Source organism: Streptomyces lydicus, assembly GCF_004125265.1.
Classification (GTDB): Bacteria; Actinomycetota; Actinomycetes; order Streptomycetales; family Streptomycetaceae; genus Streptomyces; species Streptomyces lydicus_C.
In genome coordinates, this window is record NZ_RDTE01000003.1 from 8,126,193 (window position 1) to 8,144,799 (window position 18,607).

15 protein-coding genes are annotated in these 18,607 nt (G+C 72.8%); 6 read left to right on the forward strand and 9 right to left on the reverse strand.

Going from position 1 to position 18,607, the window contains the following annotated elements:
• Window positions 1–21 precede the first annotated feature (21 nt).
• Window positions 22–579, forward strand: coding sequence for a YbaK/EbsC family protein (locus tag D9V36_RS38370; protein ID WP_129297821.1), 558 nt, complete (start codon window positions 22–24; stop codon window positions 577–579).
• A gap of 92 nt (window positions 580–671) precedes the next feature.
• Here the strand turns inward: D9V36_RS38370 and D9V36_RS38375 are convergent, their stop codons facing one another.
• Window positions 672–1,163, reverse strand: a complete 492-nt coding sequence (locus D9V36_RS38375; RefSeq protein ID WP_129297822.1) for a GNAT family N-acetyltransferase — start codon at window positions 1,161–1,163, stop codon at window positions 672–674.
• A 168-nt stretch (window positions 1,164–1,331) separates the two neighbouring features.
• On the opposite strand from D9V36_RS38375, the gene D9V36_RS38380 reads away from it, so the two are divergent.
• The gene (locus D9V36_RS38380; protein ID WP_129297823.1) at window positions 1,332–1,559 is read left to right on the forward strand and encodes a hypothetical protein; all 228 of its coding nucleotides are present in this window, start codon (window positions 1,332–1,334) and stop codon (window positions 1,557–1,559) included.
• A 25-nt stretch (window positions 1,560–1,584) separates the two neighbouring features.
• Here the strand turns inward: D9V36_RS38380 and D9V36_RS38385 are convergent, their stop codons facing one another.
• A complete protein-coding gene (locus tag D9V36_RS38385) occupies window positions 1,585–1,992 on the reverse strand; it encodes a CoA-binding protein (protein ID WP_129297824.1) in 408 nt (135 codons plus the stop codon).
• A gap of 192 nt (window positions 1,993–2,184) precedes the next feature.
• The gene (locus tag D9V36_RS38390) at window positions 2,185–2,973 is read right to left on the reverse strand and encodes a type VII secretion system-associated protein (protein ID WP_129297825.1); all 789 of its coding nucleotides are present in this window, start codon (window positions 2,971–2,973) and stop codon (window positions 2,185–2,187) included.
• Window positions 2,974–3,236: 263 nt separating this feature from the next.
• Here D9V36_RS38390 and D9V36_RS38395 point away from each other — a divergent pair, with 263 nt between their 5' ends.
• Together D9V36_RS38395 and D9V36_RS38400 are read left to right on the forward strand one after the other, a co-directional pair.
• Window positions 3,237–3,863 (forward strand): YigZ family protein, encoded by a 627-nt coding sequence (locus tag D9V36_RS38395; RefSeq protein ID WP_129297826.1) that lies wholly within the window; start codon window positions 3,237–3,239, stop codon window positions 3,861–3,863.
• Window positions 3,864–4,028: 165 nt separating this feature from the next.
• Complete coding sequence (locus D9V36_RS38400) at window positions 4,029–5,507, forward strand: APC family permease (RefSeq protein WP_129297827.1); 1,479 nt, start codon at window positions 4,029–4,031, stop codon at window positions 5,505–5,507.
• Between the two features lie 227 nt (window positions 5,508–5,734).
• Here D9V36_RS38400 and D9V36_RS43175 read toward each other — a convergent pair whose 3' ends face one another.
• Window positions 5,735–6,112 (reverse strand): chaplin, encoded by a 378-nt coding sequence (locus D9V36_RS43175; protein ID WP_129297828.1) that lies wholly within the window; start codon window positions 6,110–6,112, stop codon window positions 5,735–5,737.
• A 381-nt stretch (window positions 6,113–6,493) separates the two neighbouring features.
• Between D9V36_RS43175 and D9V36_RS38410 the strand changes: the two genes are divergently transcribed.
• Together D9V36_RS38410 and D9V36_RS38415 are read left to right on the forward strand one after the other, a co-directional pair.
• Entirely contained in the window at window positions 6,494–7,660 is a 1,167-nt protein-coding gene (locus D9V36_RS38410) for an exonuclease SbcCD subunit D (protein WP_129297829.1), read from the forward strand.
• On the forward strand, window positions 7,657–10,872 hold the full coding sequence (locus D9V36_RS38415) for an AAA family ATPase (protein ID WP_129297830.1): 3,216 nt from the start codon (window positions 7,657–7,659) through the stop codon (window positions 10,870–10,872). The genes D9V36_RS38410 and D9V36_RS38415 overlap by 4 nt, the downstream gene beginning before the upstream one ends.
• A 21-nt stretch (window positions 10,873–10,893) precedes the next feature.
• On the opposite strand, the gene D9V36_RS42910 is transcribed toward D9V36_RS38415, so the two are convergent.
• The 5 genes from D9V36_RS42910 to D9V36_RS38440 form a co-directional block, all read right to left on the reverse strand.
• On the reverse strand, window positions 10,894–12,339 hold the full coding sequence (locus D9V36_RS42910; protein ID WP_129297831.1) for a GNAT family N-acetyltransferase: 1,446 nt from the start codon (window positions 12,337–12,339) through the stop codon (window positions 10,894–10,896).
• Window positions 12,340–12,467: 128 nt separating this feature from the next.
• Window positions 12,468–14,162 carry a DUF885 domain-containing protein gene (locus D9V36_RS38425; protein WP_129297832.1) on the reverse strand — a complete coding sequence of 565 codons (1,695 nt, stop codon included), beginning with the start codon at window positions 14,160–14,162 and terminating at the stop codon, window positions 12,468–12,470.
• Window positions 14,163–14,312: 150 nt separating this feature from the next.
• Window positions 14,313–15,710, reverse strand: coding sequence for a GNAT family N-acetyltransferase (locus D9V36_RS38430; RefSeq protein WP_129297833.1), 1,398 nt, complete (start codon window positions 15,708–15,710; stop codon window positions 14,313–14,315).
• Window positions 15,711–15,794: 84 nt separating this feature from the next.
• Window positions 15,795–17,411: an alkaline phosphatase D family protein gene (locus D9V36_RS38435; protein ID WP_129297834.1), complete on the reverse strand. Its 1,617-nt coding sequence runs from the start codon at window positions 17,409–17,411 to the stop codon at window positions 15,795–15,797.
• Between the two features lie 278 nt (window positions 17,412–17,689).
• Complete coding sequence (locus D9V36_RS38440; protein WP_129297835.1) at window positions 17,690–18,532, reverse strand: alpha/beta fold hydrolase; 843 nt, start codon at window positions 18,530–18,532, stop codon at window positions 17,690–17,692.
• Between the last annotated feature and the right edge of the window lie 75 nt (window positions 18,533–18,607).

Here is an 18,607-nt window from a genome sequence, read left to right on the forward strand (position 1 = left end):
GGGGACTGTTAACTTGGCGCCATGCCTGTGCCGATGGATGCTTTCGACGAGGTCCGGCCCGCTGTGGAGTGCCTGGATCTGCTGACCGCGCCGGTGGCCGACGCAGTGCGTGCCTGGAGCGGATCCGTGCCGGTCGAGGAGGTGCGCTTCGTCGACACGGACCCGGCCGTCGCGGACACCGCGCTGCTCGTCGAGCGCCATGGCCCCTGGCTCCTGGAGCAGTCGGCGAACTGTGTGGTGGTGGCCGCCAAGCGCGGCGGTGAGACCACCCTGGCCGCCTGCGTCGCCCTCTCGCACACCCGCGTCGACGTCAATGGCGTGGTGCGGCGTCATCTGGGTGCCCGCAAGGCCTCGTTCGCGCCGATGGACCGGGCGGTCGGCGACAGCGGGATGGAGTACGGCGGGATCACCCCGATCGGCCTGCCCGCGCACTGGCCGCTGCTGGTGGACTCGGCCGCCGCCGATATCCCCTACGCCCTGATGGGCAGCGGCAGCCGCCGCGGCAAGCTCATCGTGCCGGGCAAGGCACTGGCCGAACTGCCCGGCGTCACGGTCCTGGAGGGGCTGGCCATCGCCTAGAGCCGGCCTGCAGTCCGGTGCCCGGTCGCCGAACTCCGTCCGGTCGTCACACCCCGCCCGTTCGTCCGACGCCCGTCCCCCCCCGGCCGGTCCTACGGGGCGAACGCGCCGGAGGGCAGCTCCAGTGACAGCGCCGTGGGGTGCTCGGCGAATCCCAGACGCCGGTACAACGGCTCGGCATCGTCGGTGGCATGCAGATCGACCCGGGTGACGCCCCGTTCGGTGAACCAGCCGAGCAGGGCCTGTGTGGTGGCGCGCGCATAGCCGCGACCCCGGTAGCGGGGGTCCGTGCAGACGTTGAAGACGAAGCCGAAACGCCCCGTCGGATGGCTCGGTGACGGCAGCCGCTCCTCGATCGTACCGAGCGCGCACGCCGCGAGATGGGGCGCACCGGTCTCGTCGCCTTCCACCACGAATCCGGCCAGCCGCGCCCGCGGCCCGGTCAGCTGCCGATGTGCCGTCACCTCCGCGTCCCGCTCCCAACTCCCGGGCGCATCATGCCCGTTCATGGCGAAGAACATCAGACGGCGCAACCGGACCAACTCGGCGGCGTCTTCTGGCACAGCGGCTCGCATCCGGCTCATGCCCGGACGCTAACGCATCCGTCGCTCGGCCCCAACGGGTATCTCCCTCGCCCACCGGCCGCCCACGGGGCGAAGGCCTGGCTCACGCGATCCTTCGATTGGCCTGAGCGGGCGTCCAAGCACCGCAAACAGGCCCCCACGGACCCCCGATGTGGCTACGGTGAGTGCATGACCGGTAACGATGGTGACAGTGATCACGTCAATCGGATTCTCCATGCGGCCACCCAGGGCCGCGAAGGCAAAGCCGTGTTGTGCGATCGCTGCGATATGCCCCTGATCTTCACCGGGCGAGAGCGCGCCACCAGCGTGCAGACGCCCATGGTGATCATCACCGGACACTGCCCGAACGCCGGGTGTTCCGATGACGGGAGCCCGCACCGCCACCCCGAGGACTGAGCACGGCGTGCCCCGAGCACGCCGCTCAGCGCAAACGGGGTATCTCAATGGCCGGGCAGCGATCCATCACCATGGCGAGCCCGGAGTTCCGCACCCGGTTCCAGGCGTCCTCGTCGATCACCCCGAGCTGGAACCAGACGGCCTTCGCCCCGACCGCCACGGCCTCGTCGGCGATACCGCCCGCCTGCTCGCTGTTGACGAACACATCGACCACATCGACCGGGAAGGGGATGGCGGCCAGCGAGGGATACCCCTGCTCACCGTGCACCGTCTCCGCCTTCGGATGCACCGGCACGATCCGCTTGCCGTAACGCTGCAGCACCTCGGCGACGCCGTGCGCCGCACGCTGCTCATTGCCGGACAGGCCCACGACGGCCCAGGTGTCGCCGAGTTCGGTGAGGATCTTGCGGATCGTGCCGGTGTCGCCGTACACGCATTGCCTCCTACGGGGGGGAAGGGTCCTGTGCCGGACAACGGACGGCGGGACCCGGAGATTCCCGATACGGGAGACGACGCGAAGGCGCGGCGGTGCGGTCGTGGGGCGCGCCGCGCTCGGTGCGCGCCGGACGGCAGACGCCCCGCCCGAAGGGGAAGACGGGCGGGGCGGGTCTTCGGTGCCGGCGGCTCAGTTGGCGCCGCGGGACATGCCGCTGCCGGCCATTCCGGCTCCGACGGCGGTGGTGCCCTTCGCGGCGCGGGCCGGCTTGCCGATGGCCCGGCCGCTGCCCACGGGCTCGGCCCCACCGGCCCCGGTGCCCGGACGCGGCGCCACGGGCACGGCCGCATCCCGCGGTTCACCGGCTGTTGTGGACGTGCCGGTCAGCACGGCGCGCAGCTCCTCGGTGTCCACCAGCATGCTCACCGGACCGGTCGGGTTGAGGTACAACGCATGCCCGGGCGGCAGCTGCTCGACGAGGGCGGCCACCGGCCGCCGGTCGTACAGCAGACGCCCCACCGATTCGAGGTAGCTCTGCGAGGTGTACACGGGGATCACCGGGGTGCCCTCGGGTGAGGCGGCGGCCAGCGGCGTACCGGTCGCGGTCACCAGGACGGACACCTCCGCACGCGCCAGCGCCTCGGAGACGGCCTCTCCCGGTCCGTAGCCGGTCGCGGCGAGCTGCAGCGCGCAGTCGACCGCATCGGTCGGCTCCGCCCAGTCCAGCATCTGCGGTGACGGCCGGTACTCCGGATTGTCGCGCCACTCGACGATCTCGCCGGCCCCGTCCGAGCGCCACTGCCCGATCAGCGCCCAGAGGGGCGGTGGCCCCTCTCCCTGCCAGGTCAGATCCACCATGGCCAGCCAGTGATCGGGTGCCTGGCGTGCCGCCTCGATGACCTCCGGTGGGGGCTCGGGCATCTCCTCGCCCGTGACGGGAACGCCCGCCGTCATCGCCGACTGTGTGCTCTCTTCCATGCAGCCCTCCGCAAACCCGCCGTTCCTACACGTACGAGCGGGGCCCCGGAAACACGAGGCTCTCGCACTGACCTCACAGTGCCCACGGCCGGGGCGGACGTCGCACCGACGCACCGTGCGGACGGGGTGGGTACGCCGCTCGGCCGTGCGCTCTGCGCCCGTACGGCGGACACCCGCGCCCGTAGGGCGGACCCCCCAGCGCGGCGCGGTCCGGCCCGGCCGGCCGGTGTCCGCATGTCACAGGGGCCGCATAGGCTGGTCCGATGCAGGAGCAGTACCGCACGCTCGCGCGCGAGGGTGTCCATGAGATCGAGATCAACAAGTCCCGCTTCCTCTGCGCGCTCGCGCCCGTCGCGACCGAGGCCGAGGCCCAGGACTTCATCGCGCGCATCCGCAAGGAGCATCCCACCGCCCGCCACCACTGCTTCGCCTACGTCCTGGGCGCCGACGGCGGCATCCAGAAGGCCAGCGACGACGGCGAGCCGGGCGGTACCGCGGGCGTACCGATGCTGCAGATGCTGGTGCGCCGCGAGGTCCGCTATGTCGTCGCCGTCGTCACCCGCTACTTCGGCGGGGTGAAGCTGGGCGCCGGCGGCCTCATCCGGGCGTACGGCGGTGTCGTCGGCGAGGCGCTGGACGCGCTGGGCACGGTCACCCGGCAGCGCTTCCGCCTGGTGACGGTCACCGTCGACCACCAGCGCGCGGGCCGGGTGGAGAACGATCTGCGCACGACGGGACGGGCGGTGCGTGAGGTCAGCTACGGGGCAGAGGTCAGGATCGAGATCGGACTGCCGGAGGCCGACCTCGATGCCTTCCGCGCCTGGCTCGCGGACACCACTGCCGGCACGGCGAGGCTGGAGCTCGGCGGCGAGGCGTACGGCGACCTCTGACCGCCGGGGCCCCGTGCACCTGCCGCAGAGAGGGAGCGGCGGACGCGGACCGGGCCGGAAAGTCCCCGACGCACCGGTGCGCCGGAGCGCCGATCGTGTCAGCCTGTGGCGCGGTGGGAACAGGCCGCGAAACCGGTGTGCGCGCCGGCACGAGAAGGGGTCCCGATGCCTGAACTCCTCGATGAGCGTGTGGGCTTCGTCCGCCGGATCGGCCTGCTCCAGGCCACCGCCATCAACATGACCCAGATGTGCGGCATCGGTCCCTTCGTGACCATCCCGCTCATGGTCGCCGCGTTCGGCGGGCCGCAGGCCGTGACCGGGTTCCTGGCCGGTGCGGTGCTTGCGCTCGCGGACGGACTGGTCTGGGCCGAGCTGGGCGCGTCACTGCCCGGTGCGGGCGGCAGTTATGTCTATCTGCGGCAGGCGTTCCAGTACCGGACCGGCAAGCTGATGCCGTTTCTGTTCGTCTGGACGGCCATGCTGTTCATCCCGCTGGGGATGTCGACCGGCGTGATCGGCTTTGTGCAGTACCTCGGCTACCTGTGGCCGGACATGAGCCCGGCGCAGGGCGACCTGGTCGGCCTCGCCGTCACGGTGGGCATCATCGCGCTGCTGTGGCGGCGGGTGGAGAACATCGCCAAGCTCACCGTCGTCCTGTGGACGGTGATGATCGCCTCCGTCCTCCTGGTCATCGCCGCGGCCTTCACCCACTTCAGCCCCGAGCGTGCCTTCACCTATCCCGCCCATGCCTTCGAGGTGACGTCCGGTCACTTCTGGGCCGGTTTCGCGGCCGGCCTGACGATCGGCATCTACGACTACCTCGGCTACAACACCATCGCGTACATGGGCGCCGAGATCAGACAGCCGGGACGCACCATCCCTCGCGCCGTGATCACCTCGATCCTCGGCATCATGACGATCTATCTGCTGCTGCAGATCGGCACCCTGGGCGTCGTGGACTGGAAGGACATGCTCGACCCGCACTCCACGGCGTCCTCCTCCGTCGCCTCCGCCGTGCTGGAGAAGGCCTGGGGCAGGGGCGCCGCCGGCACCGTCACCGTGCTCATCCTCATCACCGCCGTCGCCTCCGTCTTCACCGGACTCCTCGGCGGCTCCCGGGTCCCCTACGACGCCGCCCGCGACCGGGTCTTCTTCCGCCCGTACGGCACACTGCACCCGCGCCACCGCTTCCCCGTACTGGGCCTGCTGACCATGGGAGCCGTGATGGCCGCGGGCTTCCTCATCGGACGCCACACCGACCTGGCCACCATCATCCAACTGCTGACCACGGTCATGGTGATCGTGCAGTCGCTGGCCCAGATCGCGGCGGTGACCGTGCTGCGCCGCCGTCAGCCGGGGCTGCGCCGCCCGTACCGGATGTGGCTCTACCCGCTGCCCGGCGTCGTGGCGCTGGTCGGCTGGCTGGTGATCTACGGCTACGCGGACCGCAATTCGCCCGGCAGGCACCCCGTCGAATGGTCGCTGGCCTGGGTCGGCGCGGGTGTCGTGGCCTTCCTCGCCTGGGCCCGTCACGAGAAGGAGTGGCCGTTCGGGCCGAAACGGATCAGCGAGGAGTATCTGCGCGGCGCGGAGTCCGAGGGGGATGCCCTGAGAGGGAGAGAAACCCTGAGAGGGAGGCCCTGAAGGGGAGGGGCCAGGACCCGTCCGGTCCGGGGCGCCTCCGGGCCTGCCGGACCTGCCGGCCTGCGGGTGCCGGAGGGCAGCAAAGAGCCCGGGGCCGGGTCGTCTGCTCCGATGAAGGTGGAAGGGCTGTCGGTGCAAACGGCCCGGCCCCGGGCCTGGTGATGCGTGGTAGCTGACCGTCCCGGGCGGGGCCGTGGTGACCGGCCGCACCCGGGACGGATCGCGTGCTAGCGCATCAGGCCGCCGCCACCGGTGTGGATGCCGCCGCTCGGGTAGTGCTTCTTGTGGTGCTTCACGACGCGCTTGATGATGTGCTTGGTGACGTGCCTGGTGACGTGGCGGTGCACGATCACCCGGCGCTCGACGTTGCCGTTGAAGCAGGTGTTGCCGAAGGCCGGGTTCAGCAGGCCCACGACGTTAACGGTGTTGCCGCACAGATTGACCGGAATGTGGACCGGGATCTGAAACGCATTGCCCGACACCACTCCCGGTGAATTGGCCGCGCCGCCGGCCGCGCCACTGTCTGCGAACGCTGCCGTAACGCCCCCCAGGGCAGTACCTGCCGCAAGAGCGGCCACAGCAGCCACCCGCGTGATCCGTGACATAACAAATCTCCCGATCGATCCAAGCGACTCACTGCCGCTTCCTGTTACTTCCCTTCGGCGTATGCGGCCGCAACATGAGTAAACCCGGGATGGTTTCACGCTTTCGAGTGAAAAATGTGGTTAATGGGGCTGTATGTGCGTAAAGCGTCTGCTGGGTTGGGTGTTGCGGGGATGCCGGACCACGGGGTCCGGGCTCCTGTGCGGCCGCATCGGTGCCGCAGGCCGCCGCTCGCCGCCCGGCCCACCGGCCCACCGGCCCACCCGGCCCCACTGCGGGTGCGAGAATGAGGCCGTCACGGACGGGGCGGTTGCCGAAGCTCACGCCGGCCGTGCCGATGCGTAGCCAACGGAGGGGAAGAACATGCTGGTCGGAGTCGCTACGTGAGGCTTCTGCACACCTCCGACTGGCATCTGGGGCGGTCCTTCCACCGCGTGAGCCTGCTCTCCGCCCAGCGCGCTTTCCTCGATCATCTCGTTGCCACGGTGCGCGACCGGGACATCGATGCGGTGCTGGTCGCGGGCGACGTCTACGACCGTGCCGTGCCGCCGCTCGCCGCGGTCGAGCTCTTCGACGACGCTCTGCACCGGCTCGCCGCCCTCGGTGTCCCGACCGTGATGATCTCCGGCAACCATGACTCCGCCCGCCGGCTGGGGGTCGGCGCGGGGCTGATGGAGCAGGCCGGGATCCATCTCCGTACCGACCCGGCCGGCTGCGGCACCCCCGTGCTGCTCTCCGACGCCCACGGTCCGGTGGCGCTCTACGGCCTGCCGTATCTCGAACCCGCCATGGTGCGCGACACCCTCGGGGCGCGGCGGGCCGACCATGCGGAGGTGCTGGGCGCGGCGATGGAGCGGGTACGGGCCGACCTCGCCGGGCGGCCCGCGGGCACCCGCTCCGTGGTGCTGGCGCACGCGTTCGTCACCGGTGGTGCGGTCAGCGACAGCGAGCGCGACATCACCGTCGGCGGGGTCGCCTCCGTGCCGGTGCCGGTGTTCGACGGGGTGGACTACGCCGCCCTCGGGCATCTGCACGGCTGTCAGACCCTCACCGAGCGGGTCCGCTACTCCGGATCGCCGCTTGCCTACTCCTTCTCCGAGGCCGGCCACCGCAAGTCGTCATGGATCGTCGAGCTCGACGCGGACGGTGCCGTGCAGGCGGAGCGGGTGGACTGCCCGGTGCCGCGGCCGCTGGCACGGATCCGCGGGCCGCTGGAGGAGCTGCTGGAGGACCCCGGACAGGCCCGGCACGAGGAGTCCTGGGTCGAGGCGACGCTCACCGACACCGTCCGGCCGCACGAGCCCATGGCCCGGCTCGCCCGGCGCTTCCCGCACATCGTCAGCCTGGTCTTCGACCCCGACGAGGGGCCCGGCCGCTCGTCGGCCTCGTACGCGCAGCGGCTGCGCGGGCGCAGCGACCAGGAGATCGCCGAGGACTTCGTCGAGCACGTACGGGCCGGCCGGGCGGTCGATGAGCAGGAGCGGACCGAACTGCGCTCGGCGATCGACGAGGTGCGGGTCGACGACATGGTGGCCGAGGTGGCGCGTTGAGGCTGCACCGGCTCTCCCTGACGGCCTTCGGCCCCTTCGGCGGGTCCCAGACCATCGACTTCGACCGGCTGTCGCGGGACGGCCTGTTCCTGCTGCACGGCCCGACCGGAGCGGGCAAGACCTCGGTCCTGGACGCGGTGTGCTTCGCGCTGTACGGGTCGGTGCCCGGGGCGCGGCAGAGCGGCCAGGCCCTGCGCAGTGATCTGGCCGATCCGCTGACCCTCACCGAGGTCGTTCTGGAACTGACCGTGGCACAGCGGCGGTTGGAGATCACCCGGCTCCCCGAGCAGCCGCGGCCCAAGAAGCGCGGCAGCGGCACGACGAAGGAGAAGGCCCAGAGCAGGCTGCGGGAATTCGTGCCGGCGGCCGGCGGCGGGGGAGCGGCGGACGGTGACGGGCCGGATGACGGCTCGGGCGGTCACTGGAAGGCGCTGAGCCGTTCGCACCAGGAGATCGGTGAGGAGATCGGCCAGCTGCTCGGGATGAGCAAGGAGCAGTTCTGCCAGGTGGTCCTGCTGCCGCAGGGTGACTTCGCGCGCTTTCTGCGGGCCGATGCGGAGGCCCGCTCCCGGCTGCTGGGCCGGCTCTTCGACACCCGGCGGTTCGCCGCCCTCGAAGAGCAGTTGAACGCGCGCCGCAAGGCCGCCGCCGACACGGTGACGGCGGGCGACGAACGGCTGCTGGCGCTGGCGCACCGGATGGCGCAGGCGGCCGGCGAGAGCGCCGATCTCACCGATCCGTCCGTCCCGGCGCCGGACCGCGCCGGGGAGGCGACGCGGGGCGCACCGGCACGCGGACGCGGGCGGGCGGCGGCCTCGACGGCGCGGGCGACCGTGCCGGGGCAGGCCGGGCCCGTGGAGAGCGGCGGACGGGGCGGAACCGGCCGTACCGCGGCCGGGGAAGACCGGGCCGCAACGGGCCCCGGTGAGCCGGGGTTCGCACAAGCGGTGCTGGTCAGGGCGGCCGTTGCCAGGGTGAGCGCCAGGGAGCGGCTGGCGGTAGCGGATTCCGCGGTGCACGCAGCCGAGGCCGCCGAGCACCGGGCGGCCGCGGAGTGGGAAGAGGCCCGCGAGCGCGACCGGCTTCAGCGGCGGTACGCGGACGCCCGGCGACGGGCCGCCCGGCTCGACGCCCGTGCCGGGGAGCGGGACCGTACCCGGGAGCGGCTGGAGCGGGCCCGTGCGGCCGCGGAGGTCGCGCCCGCGCTCGCCCTGCGGGACGCCGCCTGGCACGAACTGGACGCCGCCCAGCGCGCCGAACGGCAGGCCAGAAGCCCGCTGCCGGCCGCCCTCGCCGATGCCGGCAGCGACCACCTCGCCTCGGAGGAACGGCAGGTGAGGGAAGATCTCGGCTCGCTCGGGGCGGCGCGCAGGGCCGAGCGGCGCGCCGCCGACATCGGCCGGGAGCGGGCCGCCCTCGACCGTGACGCGCGCGCCGATGAACAGACGCTGCGGGACGCCGCCGAGTGGCTTGCCGCATGGGGCGATGACCGGCGCGCCCGTCAGCAGCGCATCGAAACGGCCCAGGAGGCCGCCACCCGGGCCGACCAGCTCGAAGCCCGGATCGCACCGGCCGCCGAACGCTGGGAGGCGGCCCGTCGCCGCGACCGGCTCTCCGATGATGTGCGGTCGGCGGAAGGGGAACTGCTCGCCGCCAGGGAGCAGTCCGCGGCGGCCCACGAACACTGGCTCGACCTCAAGGACCGCAGGCTGCGCGGAATCGCCGCCGAACTCGCGGACGGGCTGCGCGACGGCCAGGCGTGCGCGGTGTGCGGAGCGACCGAACACCCCGCCCCGGCCCGGGCCGGGGCGGGCCATGTCGACCGGACTGCCGAGGAGGCCGCGCTGGCGGCACACCGCAGGGCCGAGGAGACACGGCAGCAGGCCGAGGCCCGCTGCCAGTCGGCCAAGGAGGCGCTGGCCGCAGCGGCCGCCACGGCCGGAAACACCCCGACCGGCGCACTCGGCGCCCAGGTGGAGGAGCTGCGCGCCGACTTCGCCCGCGCCGGTGCGCTCGGCGCCGACCTTCCCGCCGCCCGTGAGGCGCTGGAGAGCGCCGAGCGTGCACATGAACGGAGGCGTGACGGACAGCAGCAGGCCGAGCGCAGGGTTGCCGCCCGTACCTCACGGCGTGAGGCGCTGGACCGCGAACGGGCCGCCCTGGAAGAGGAGTTGGCCCGGGCGCGCGGCGACTCCCCGAGCGTGGCAGACCGGGCCGCGCGGTTGGAGCGGCAGGTCGCCCTGCTCGCCGCGGCGGCGGAGGCGACCCGTACGGCCGGCGCCTGCGCCCAGCGTCTCCAGGACGCCGAGGCCGGGCTGACCGACGCCGCCCACCGCGCCGGATTCGCCACCCCGCAGGCCGCCGCCGAGGCCCTGCTGCGGGACGGCGAATGGCGGGAGCTGCAGCAGCGACTCGACGACTGGCAGGCCGAATCGGCCGCGGTGGAAGCGGAGTTGGCCGATCCCGCGGCCGGCGCCGCCGCGGCGCTGCCGCCCGCCGACCCGGTCGCCGCACAGACCGCGCACCAGGAAGCGGCGGCGCGGCTGCGCACCGCCTCGGCCACCCATGCCGCGGCCCGGGACCGCTGCACCGAGCTCGACCGGCTCTCCGCGCGCGCCGAGGCCGACGCCCGCGCGCTGGCCCCGCTGCGCGCCGGTTACGAGCGCATCGCCCGCCTCGCCGCACTCGCCTCCGGTACGTCCACGGAGAACGAGCGGCGGATGCGCCTGGAGTCGTATGTGCTCGCCGCCCGGCTCGAACAGGTCGCCGCCGCCGCCACGGCCCGGCTGCAGCGGATGTCCGGCGGCCGCTACACCCTCGTCCACTCCGACGAACGGGCCGGCGGCGCCCGGCGCTCCGGCCTCGGTCTGCATGTCATCGACGCCTGGACGGGGCACGAGAGGGACACCTCCAGCCTCTCCGGCGGCGAGACCTTCTTCGCCTCGCTCGCGCTGGCGCTCGGCCTCGCCGATGTGGTCACCGACGAGGCGGGCGGCACCCGGCTGGACACCCTCTTCATCGACGAGGGGTTCGGCAGCCTGGACGAACAGACCCTGGACGAGGTCCTGGACGTCCTGGACTCCCTGCGCGACCGCGACCGCAGCGTCGGCATCGTCAGCCATGTCGCCGACCTCAAGGCGCGGATCCCCGCTCAACTGGAGGTCGTCAAGGACCGGTCGGGGTCGACGGTCCGGCATCGCGTACCGAGCTGAGCGTGGCCTGAGACTGCCGTATCAACTCCGAGCGAAATCGCCGGCCCCGGCCCCGGTGTCGGCCGTGGCGGCGGACCCGTCGATTTCGTAGGCGCACCGCCCCTCGCGCTCCCCGGAGAACCGGAAACCCGCCCGTTCCAGCACCCGTCGGGACGGGACGTTCTCCGGCTCCGTCAGGGCGCACACCGTCCGCACCTCGGGCCGGGCGGCCGCCCAGCCGGCGAGCAGCCGCGCCGCGTCGGTCGCCCAGCCGGCGCCGCGCGCGGACGGGGAGAGGTCATAGCCGATCTCCACCAAGCCCTCGGCATCCGGCGGGCCGTGGAAGCCGATGCTGCCGAGTGCCGTCCCCGAGGCCGCGTCGGTCAGGACGAAGACACCCCAGCCGGGCCGGTAGTGGCCGGCCGCAGCAGCCCGTACGGCGATACCGGCGCCGCCCGAGGTGGCCGCGGCCGGTGTGCCGTCGATCCAGTCGAACCCCGCGGGCTCGCCGTCCGCGACCCGCGCGGCGGTGGCCGGCAGCAGCGCACGCAGCGCCACCCGGCCGGACCTGAGCACCAGCGGGTAGCCGGCACCGGCGGTGACCAGCGCCTCGAACAGCGGCCGGTGGTCCACCCCCGCGGGCAGACCGCTGACCTGGCCGTCGCCGACCTCCACCACCCGCCACACACCGTCGGTGCGCAGCGCCAGGTCCGTGGTGACGAAGCGCAGCCCCAACTCCTTTACCGCGGGCGCCACCTGGGTGAGGTCGGGGACGGGGTGTAGCTCCGGGGTGTCGGGGTGCGGGCCGGTCAGCACCGGCTCGCCGTCCACCCACCACACTCGTGCCTCACCCACCGCCTCGAAGGACTCGAAGTCGCGCAGCACCACGCCTCCGGTCAAGAACTCCTCCTGGAGGGCGATGAAGCGGCCGACGACCGCGGCCAGCCGCCCGGTGTCGCCCGCGTCGGGGACGAAGGCGGCCTCGTCCCATTCGTGCTTACGGGACTTGACCCAGTCCTTGACGACCAGGGGACGGGGCGCGCCCGGCGTGCCGAGCCCTTCGGCAAGTCCCGCCAGCGCCGTCCGTTCCGGCGCCCGGCCGGGCGCGCAGGGCAGCCAGACGCTGTGCGGGGTGAGCGCGCGGAAGGTCTCGTACCAGCCCGGGAGCTCATGAGCGCGCTGGTATGCCGAGGGGGAGGTCAGCAGCCGGCAGCCGCGGTCGGCGAGCGCCGCGGACAGTTCGGCATAGCGGCCGGCCGGCAGCATCCAGCCGCGGTACCAGACCGGTCCGGCATCCCGCGGGACCCGTGCCACCGCCGCTTCGGCGTCCCCGGCGACCAGCGCCTCGTGGCCGAGCAGCGCGGTCACCGCGCCGGCCGACTGCGCCGCGGCGGCCTCGGCAGCGAAGTGCGGATCGGGGCGCCGGGGACGGAGCGGATCGCCGGGGAGCAGAAGGAGCGGCCGGTCCGCCGCGGGGTCCACTGTCATGTCAGGGGACCCTACGGACGGCGGCGGCCGGCTACAACACCCGGTGTGGTGACCGGCTACACCACCCGGTGTGGCGGCCGGTCACCACACCCGAGGTGGTGGCCGGCCGTCGTCCCACCGGCCCGGGATCAGAGCGCCGACAGCTCGGCGAGCAGATCGTCCAGGCCCAGCGAGCCCTGTGACAGCGCCGCCATGTGCCAGGCCTTGAGGTCGAAGTCCGCGCCGTGCCGGGCGCGGGCCGCCTCCCGGCCCTGCAGCCACACCCGCTCGCCGAGCTTATAGCCGATCGCCTGCCCGGCCATGCCCTGGTAGCGGATGATCTCGCTCTCGACGTAGTCGGCCGGACGGCTGCTGTGCCGGGCGAGGAACTCGTGCGCCAGCTGCGGCGTCCAGCGCTCGCCCGGATGGAAGGGCGAGTCCGCCGGGATCTCCAGCTCCAGATGCATCCCGATGTCGATGATGACCCGCACCGCCCGCATCATCTGCGCGTCGAGATACCCCAGGCGCCGTTCAGCGGTGGTCAGGAAGCCCAGCTCGTCCATGAGCCGTTCGGCGTACAGCGCCCAGCCCTCGGCGTTCGCGCTGACGATGCCGACCGTCGTCTGGTAGCGGGAGAGCTGGTCGGCGACGTGCGCCCACTGCGCCAGCTGGAGGTGGTGGCCGGGCACGCCCTCGTGGTACCAGGTGGAGACCAGGTCGTACGCCGCGAAGCGGGTCTCGCCCATCGTCGGCAGCCAGGTCCGGCCGGGCCGGGAGAAGTCCAGCGACGGCTGCGAGTAGTAGGGGGCGGCGGCGCCACCGGGCGGGGCGATCCGCGACTCCACCCGGCGCACCCGCTCGGCCAGTTCGAAGTGGGTGCCGTCGAGCGCGTCGATGGCTTCGTCCATGAGGGACTGGAGCCACTGCCGGGTCTCCTCGACTCCCTCGATCGCCTCGCCGTGCTCATCGCACCAGGCCAGCGCCTCCCACGGGGTCTTCGCACCGGGCAGGACCTTCTCGGCCTCGGTCTCCATCTCGGCCAGCAGCCGGTGGAACTCGGACCAGCCGTACGCGTACGCCTCGTTCGGGTCGAGGTCGGCGCCGTTGAAGTAGCGGGCGAGCCGGGCGTAGCGCTCCCGGCCGACCACGTCCGGTGCGCCCTCGACGGCCGGGGCGTAGCTGTCGCGGAACCAGTCGCGCAGCTCCACCAGGGCGCCGGTCGCCACCGCGGCGGCCTCGGTCAGTTCGGCGCGCAGGGACTCCGGGCCCGGGTCGGTGAACTCGGCGAACCAGCCGCGGTCGGTGCCGATCCATTCGTCCAACTGGCCGATGACGGTGCGGACCTGGGTCGGTCCGGCGGGCAGATCGCGCTTCAGGCCGGCGTCGAGTGCGGCGCGGTAGCCCTCCAGCGCGGCGGGTACGGCCCGCAGCCGCCGGGCGATCGCCGCCCAGTCCGATTCCGTCTCGGCCGGGGTGACCGTGAAGACCTCACGGACGTGGTGCAGCGGCGAGCTGAGGTTGCTGACCGTGCGCAGGCCCTCGCCCGCCTCGTGGACCGCCAGTTCGGCGGTCAGCCGCTCGCGCAGCAGCCGGGCGCAGACCTGCTCGGCGGCGTGCTCAGCGCCCGGCCGGGACTCTGCCTCGGCCAGCTTCTCCAGCGTCGTCCGGGCGAGCTGGGCCACCGCTTCCTGGCCCGTCGGTGAGAAGTCGGGGAGCTTGCCGGAGCTCTCGGCGATGCCGAGGAAAGTGCCGGTGATGGGGTCCAGCTCGACGAGGGCGTCGACATAGGCATCGGCGACCTGGCGGGGCAGCGGACCGCCCCCGGAAGTAGTGGTGTGGGACATGCGTCCATCCTCGTACGGATGGCCCCGCCGCGTCACCACCGAAAGGCGGTACGTTGCTGACGCTTTGTGCTCGTGTCCGGAGGCGGGAGGTCCGGTTGCGGGGGAGCCGGCCGGGCGTCGGCACGCCCGGCCGGGCACACGGGGTGGTGCTCAGCGGCGCCCCGTGCCGTCCTGGATCCAGACGCTCTGCGGGGTCTCCCGCCGGGCGGGCAGATCCGCGGGGCGGGTGGTGATCACCAGCGTGCCCTCCTCGATCTGGTAGTCGAGTGGCAGCCCGAGTCCGCGCATCGCCGCCACCATGCCGGTGTTCGAGGACTGGGTGATCGCATAGACACTCTCGCAGCCGGTTTCGGCCGCCATCGTCACCAGCCGGCGCAGCAGCTCGGCGCCGATGCCGCGCTGCTGCCAGGCGTCCTCGACCAGCAGGGCGACCTCGGTCTCGTCGCCGTCCCACAGCAGATGTCCCAGCGCCACCAGCCGGCCGGAGGCGGTCTCCACCGCCAGGGTGCGGCCGAACCGCGGGCTGAGCAGATGGCCGAGGTAGCGGTCCGCGTCACCGACCGGGCCGTGGTAGCGCAGCCCCAGGGTCTTCGGGGAGCAGCGGTCGTGCATCTCGCGGGCCGCGGCCAGATCGGAGGTGTCGGCGCGGCGGACCGTGATCTCGTTGCCCTCGGGCAGCGTCAGCACATCACGCCGCGGGGGCACCCGCTGGCCGAGTCTGGCGTCCAGGTCGACCAGAGCGCGCACCCGGGCGAACTCGGCGGGGGTGAACGGCAATTGCGGCCTTTCGATGGTGAGCGAGCCCCCGGAGGGGTCGCGGAATTTCATGCGGTGCTTCTCCAGCACGCCCTCCGTGGGCACCTGCTCCGCGAGCGGCTGACCACGCAGCCAGCGCGCGGGCACCGAACGTATCGCGCAGCGTCCCAGCAACTGGCGCAGCGACAGGGGGAGTTCGGAGGAGTCCAGGGCGGTACGGGTCGCCAGGTCCAGCATCCGGGTCGGCGCATCGACGAGATCGTGCGCATCGGCCCGCTCCAGCCAGCTGTGCGTGCCGCCCGCGTCGGTGACCGTGCGGGTCAGCTCCGCGGACGTCAGTGCGGCGGGCGCGCGCAGCAGGAACTCGTCGACCGTGCCCTCGGACAGCGGGTGGGTCTGCAGGCTGAGGATGTCCACCCGCCGCGCGCCCAGTGCCGTGCACAGTACGGCCAGGCTGCCGGGCTCGTCCCGGACCGTGGTCCGCATCCGCCACAGCACCGTCTCCTGCCCGCCGGCCCCGGGGGCCGGTCCGGACGGGGACGCCGCCGTGGCGCCGGTATCGGTCGGCGGTGGGGCGTTTTCGTGGCGTCGTGACCACCAGACGTGGAAGCCGGCCGCGGCCAGGAGGGCCACCACCGCGGCGCACAGCATGACGGGACCCGACGGGTCGTGCGCGAGGGTGTGGGCGAGGACATCGGCCACCGCCACGGCGCTGAAGAGGGCGGCCAGCTCGATGACGTCCCGCCGCCAGTGATGACGGCGGATGGCACGGGCAGAGGATGCTTCAGTCATGCACACAAGCCTTGCGCACGGGTGTTGCCTGATCGCCAACACCTTGTGTCCGACGGGTAAAAGACGCAATCGACGCATTGGCCTCTACTGTCCTACCTGTCCCGGTTGCAGCACCTTGCTGAACAGCACCTCGCCGCCCTCCTGACGCAGCCGCACCGTCATCTCCCCGCTTCCCCCGTCGATATCGATCTCGCCGAAGTACTGCGGACTCTCCGCGGGGGAGGTGTTGGCACGGTCCGGCGCCTTGATGAACGGTTGCTCGGGCCCGAATGTTCCGTCCAGCTTCACCGCCGGGAATCCGCCCGCGTTCAGCGGACCCGACACGAACTCCCAGAACGGCTCGAAGTCCTTGAACGCGGCCCGCTCCGGCGCGTAGTGCTGCGCCGCGGTGTAGTGGACGTCCGTCGTCAGCCATACCGTGCCGGTCACCCGGGAGTGCTTGATGTGCCGCAGCAACTCGGCCAGCTGCAGCTCGCGCCCCAGGGGAGCGCCCGGATCGCCCTGGGCCACCGCCTCGAAGTCGGTCTTGCCGTCCGGGACGACCAGCCCCAGTGGCATATCGGAGGCGATCACCTTCCACACCGCGGACGAGCGGGACAGCTCGCGCTTGAGCCAGCGCAGCTGCCCGGCCCCGAGGATGCCCTGCGGGTCGTCGGTCTGCCGGTCCGGCGAATTGGCGTTCCGGTAGTGGCGCATGTCCAGTACGAACACATCGAGCAGCGGGCCGTGGTGCACCACGCGGTAGACCCGGCCTCCCCGGTCGGGCCGCAGCGTCCGGATCGGGAAATACTCGCTGAACGCGCGCAGCGAGCGCGCGGACAGCACATCCGTCTCCTTCACCGTGTACCGGTCGTCGTCGAGCAGTTGCCCCGGATACCAGTTGTTGTGGACCTCGTGGTCGTCCCACTGGGTGATCGTCGGCACCTGGGCGTTGAAGCGGCGCAGAGGGCCGTCCAGCAGGTTGTAGCGGAACGCGCCGCGGAACTCCGCCAGCGTCTCGGCGACCTTCGCCTTCTCCTCGGTCGTCACGTTCCGCCAGATCCGGCCGTCCGGCAGCGTCACCCGCTCGGGGATCGGACCGTCGGCGTAGATGTTGTCGCCGCTGCACAGGAAGAAGTCCGGATTCCGGCGCCGCATGTCCTCGTAGATGCGGTAGCCGCCGCGGTCCGGGTTGATGCCCCAGCCCTGCCCGGCCAGGTCCCCCGACCAGTGGAAGCGCACGCCCTGCCGCCGGCCGCCACCGACCCGGCCGTTCCCGGCATCCGTGGAGGTGCGGCCCGCGGGCGCCGTGCGGAAGGTGCCGGTGACCGGCTCGCCGGACCGCCGGGGATCGTCCGGGTCGGCGAGCAGTACCCGGTAGTGGATCTGCTCACCGGGCGGCAGGCCGTGCAGCGAGGTCACGCCGGTGAAGTCCGTCCCCGCCCCGGTCACCGGGCCGTGCCAGGTCCTGGCGTTGCGGAACGACTCGGTGGCCGCGGTCTGCACCACCATCCGGGCCGGCCGGTCGGACCGTACCCACACCAGACCCGACGAGGTGGTCACATCCCCGACCTGCACGCCCCAGTCGGCGCTCGGCCGCCCGCTGCGGGCCTGCGCCGGTGCGGCACAGGAGAGTGCGGGCAGCGCCAGTGCCGCCGAGCCGGCCGCCGCGCCCTGCAGCAGCGACCGCCGTCCGAAGCCGCCGCCGGGTCCCTGAGCCATCTCCAACCTCCGTGCCTCGACCGACTTCACTGCCGCCCCGTTCGTATCGCTGTCCGGTGCCCGGCAGCCGAACGGACGGTGAACAGCGGCCCGTTCGTCTCCGCGGCCCGTTCGCTTCCGCGGTCCGTCCGTCGGCGGGGTGGGTCTCCGGTCCCGGCCCTGCGATCCGCCGGACCCGGGCCATGGTCGCAAGATCCCGGGCCGATCGCCAGGATGCCGCAGAGACGTTTACGGCTTGGGTACGCGCCGCCGCGAGCCACGGGCGGCCGGCGCACCCGCTAGGAGGTGCCCTGGCCGACGGTGTCGAGGATGACCCGTGCCACCAGCGCCGGATCGTCGTGCATCGGCACATGCCCGCAGCCCGGAAGCCGTACCAGCCGCGCGCCCGGGATCGTGTGCTTGGCGCGCACGCCCTGGCGGGGGAGCAGCAGGCGGTCCCGGCTGCCCCAGCCGATCGTCACCGGGACGTCCGGCACATCGGCGGTGAACCGCACCTCCCGGCCGGCCGCCAGCGTCGGTGCGAAGCCGGGTCCCTCGCGCAGCGCCCGGGTCTCCGCCACGACGGCCGCGGCCGAACGACGGCCGGGGTGGGCGTAGATGGTGCCGGTCAGGGAGGCACGGCCGAGTGCGGTGCGGGCCAGGGTCTCCACCACCGGCTCGGGCAGCGCCTGCGCCCCGGCGTACATACCGCGCAGCACGCCGAAGGCGTACCGCCGCTCGGCCGGGGTCCAAAAGCCCGCGGGCGAGAGCGCGGTGACCGACCGGACGGCCCGCGCGCGGCCCAGCTCCAGGGCGAGCAGCCCGCCCAGCGAGTTCCCCACCACATGCGGGCGGTCGGCGCCGAGCTCCTCGAACGCCGCGATGAGCAGCGGGACCACCGTCGACAAGGCGTAGGAGGAATCACCGGGCAGCCCGGGGGAGGCGCCGAAGCCCGGCAGATCGAGGGCGATGACCTCATGGGAGGCGGCCAGGATGTCGCACACCGGGCGCCAGGCCTGGAGATGGTGGCCGATACCGTGCAACAGGACGACGGGGTCGCCCGCGCCCTTGCGCTCGTAGGCAACCGTGAACGGCGGCCGGTCCTCGGGGGTGACACGGGCGAAGGAGACCGGGGTGGCCATCAGAACTCCTCGGGGGTGCGGTGCGTGCGGTGATCCCGGGCGTGCGCTGACACGATGCCAGGTGTGGCTACTGAG

Coding starts and splice junctions, on each gene's coding strand:
- D9V36_RS38370 (WP_129297821.1), top strand. CDS start 22: ATGCCTGTGCCGATGGATGCTTTCGACGAGGTCCGGCCCGCTGTGGAG.
- D9V36_RS38375 (WP_129297822.1), bottom strand. CDS start 1,163: ATGAGCCGGATGCGAGCCGCTGTGCCAGAAGACGCCGCCGAGTTGGTC.
- D9V36_RS38380 (WP_129297823.1), top strand. CDS start 1,332: ATGACCGGTAACGATGGTGACAGTGATCACGTCAATCGGATTCTCCAT.
- D9V36_RS38390 (WP_129297825.1), bottom strand. CDS start 2,973: ATGGAAGAGAGCACACAGTCGGCGATGACGGCGGGCGTTCCCGTCACG.
- D9V36_RS38395 (WP_129297826.1), top strand. CDS start 3,237: ATGCAGGAGCAGTACCGCACGCTCGCGCGCGAGGGTGTCCATGAGATC.
- D9V36_RS38400 (WP_129297827.1), top strand. CDS start 4,029: ATGCCTGAACTCCTCGATGAGCGTGTGGGCTTCGTCCGCCGGATCGGC.
- D9V36_RS43175 (WP_129297828.1), bottom strand. CDS start 6,112: ATGTCACGGATCACGCGGGTGGCTGCTGTGGCCGCTCTTGCGGCAGGT.
- D9V36_RS42910 (WP_129297831.1), bottom strand. CDS start 12,339: ATGACAGTGGACCCCGCGGCGGACCGGCCGCTCCTTCTGCTCCCCGGC.
- D9V36_RS38425 (WP_129297832.1), bottom strand. CDS start 14,162: ATGTCCCACACCACTACTTCCGGGGGCGGTCCGCTGCCCCGCCAGGTC.
- D9V36_RS38430 (WP_129297833.1), bottom strand. CDS start 15,710: ATGACTGAAGCATCCTCTGCCCGTGCCATCCGCCGTCATCACTGGCGG.
- D9V36_RS38435 (WP_129297834.1), bottom strand. CDS start 17,411: ATGGCTCAGGGACCCGGCGGCGGCTTCGGACGGCGGTCGCTGCTGCAG.
- D9V36_RS38440 (WP_129297835.1), bottom strand. CDS start 18,532: ATGGCCACCCCGGTCTCCTTCGCCCGTGTCACCCCCGAGGACCGGCCG.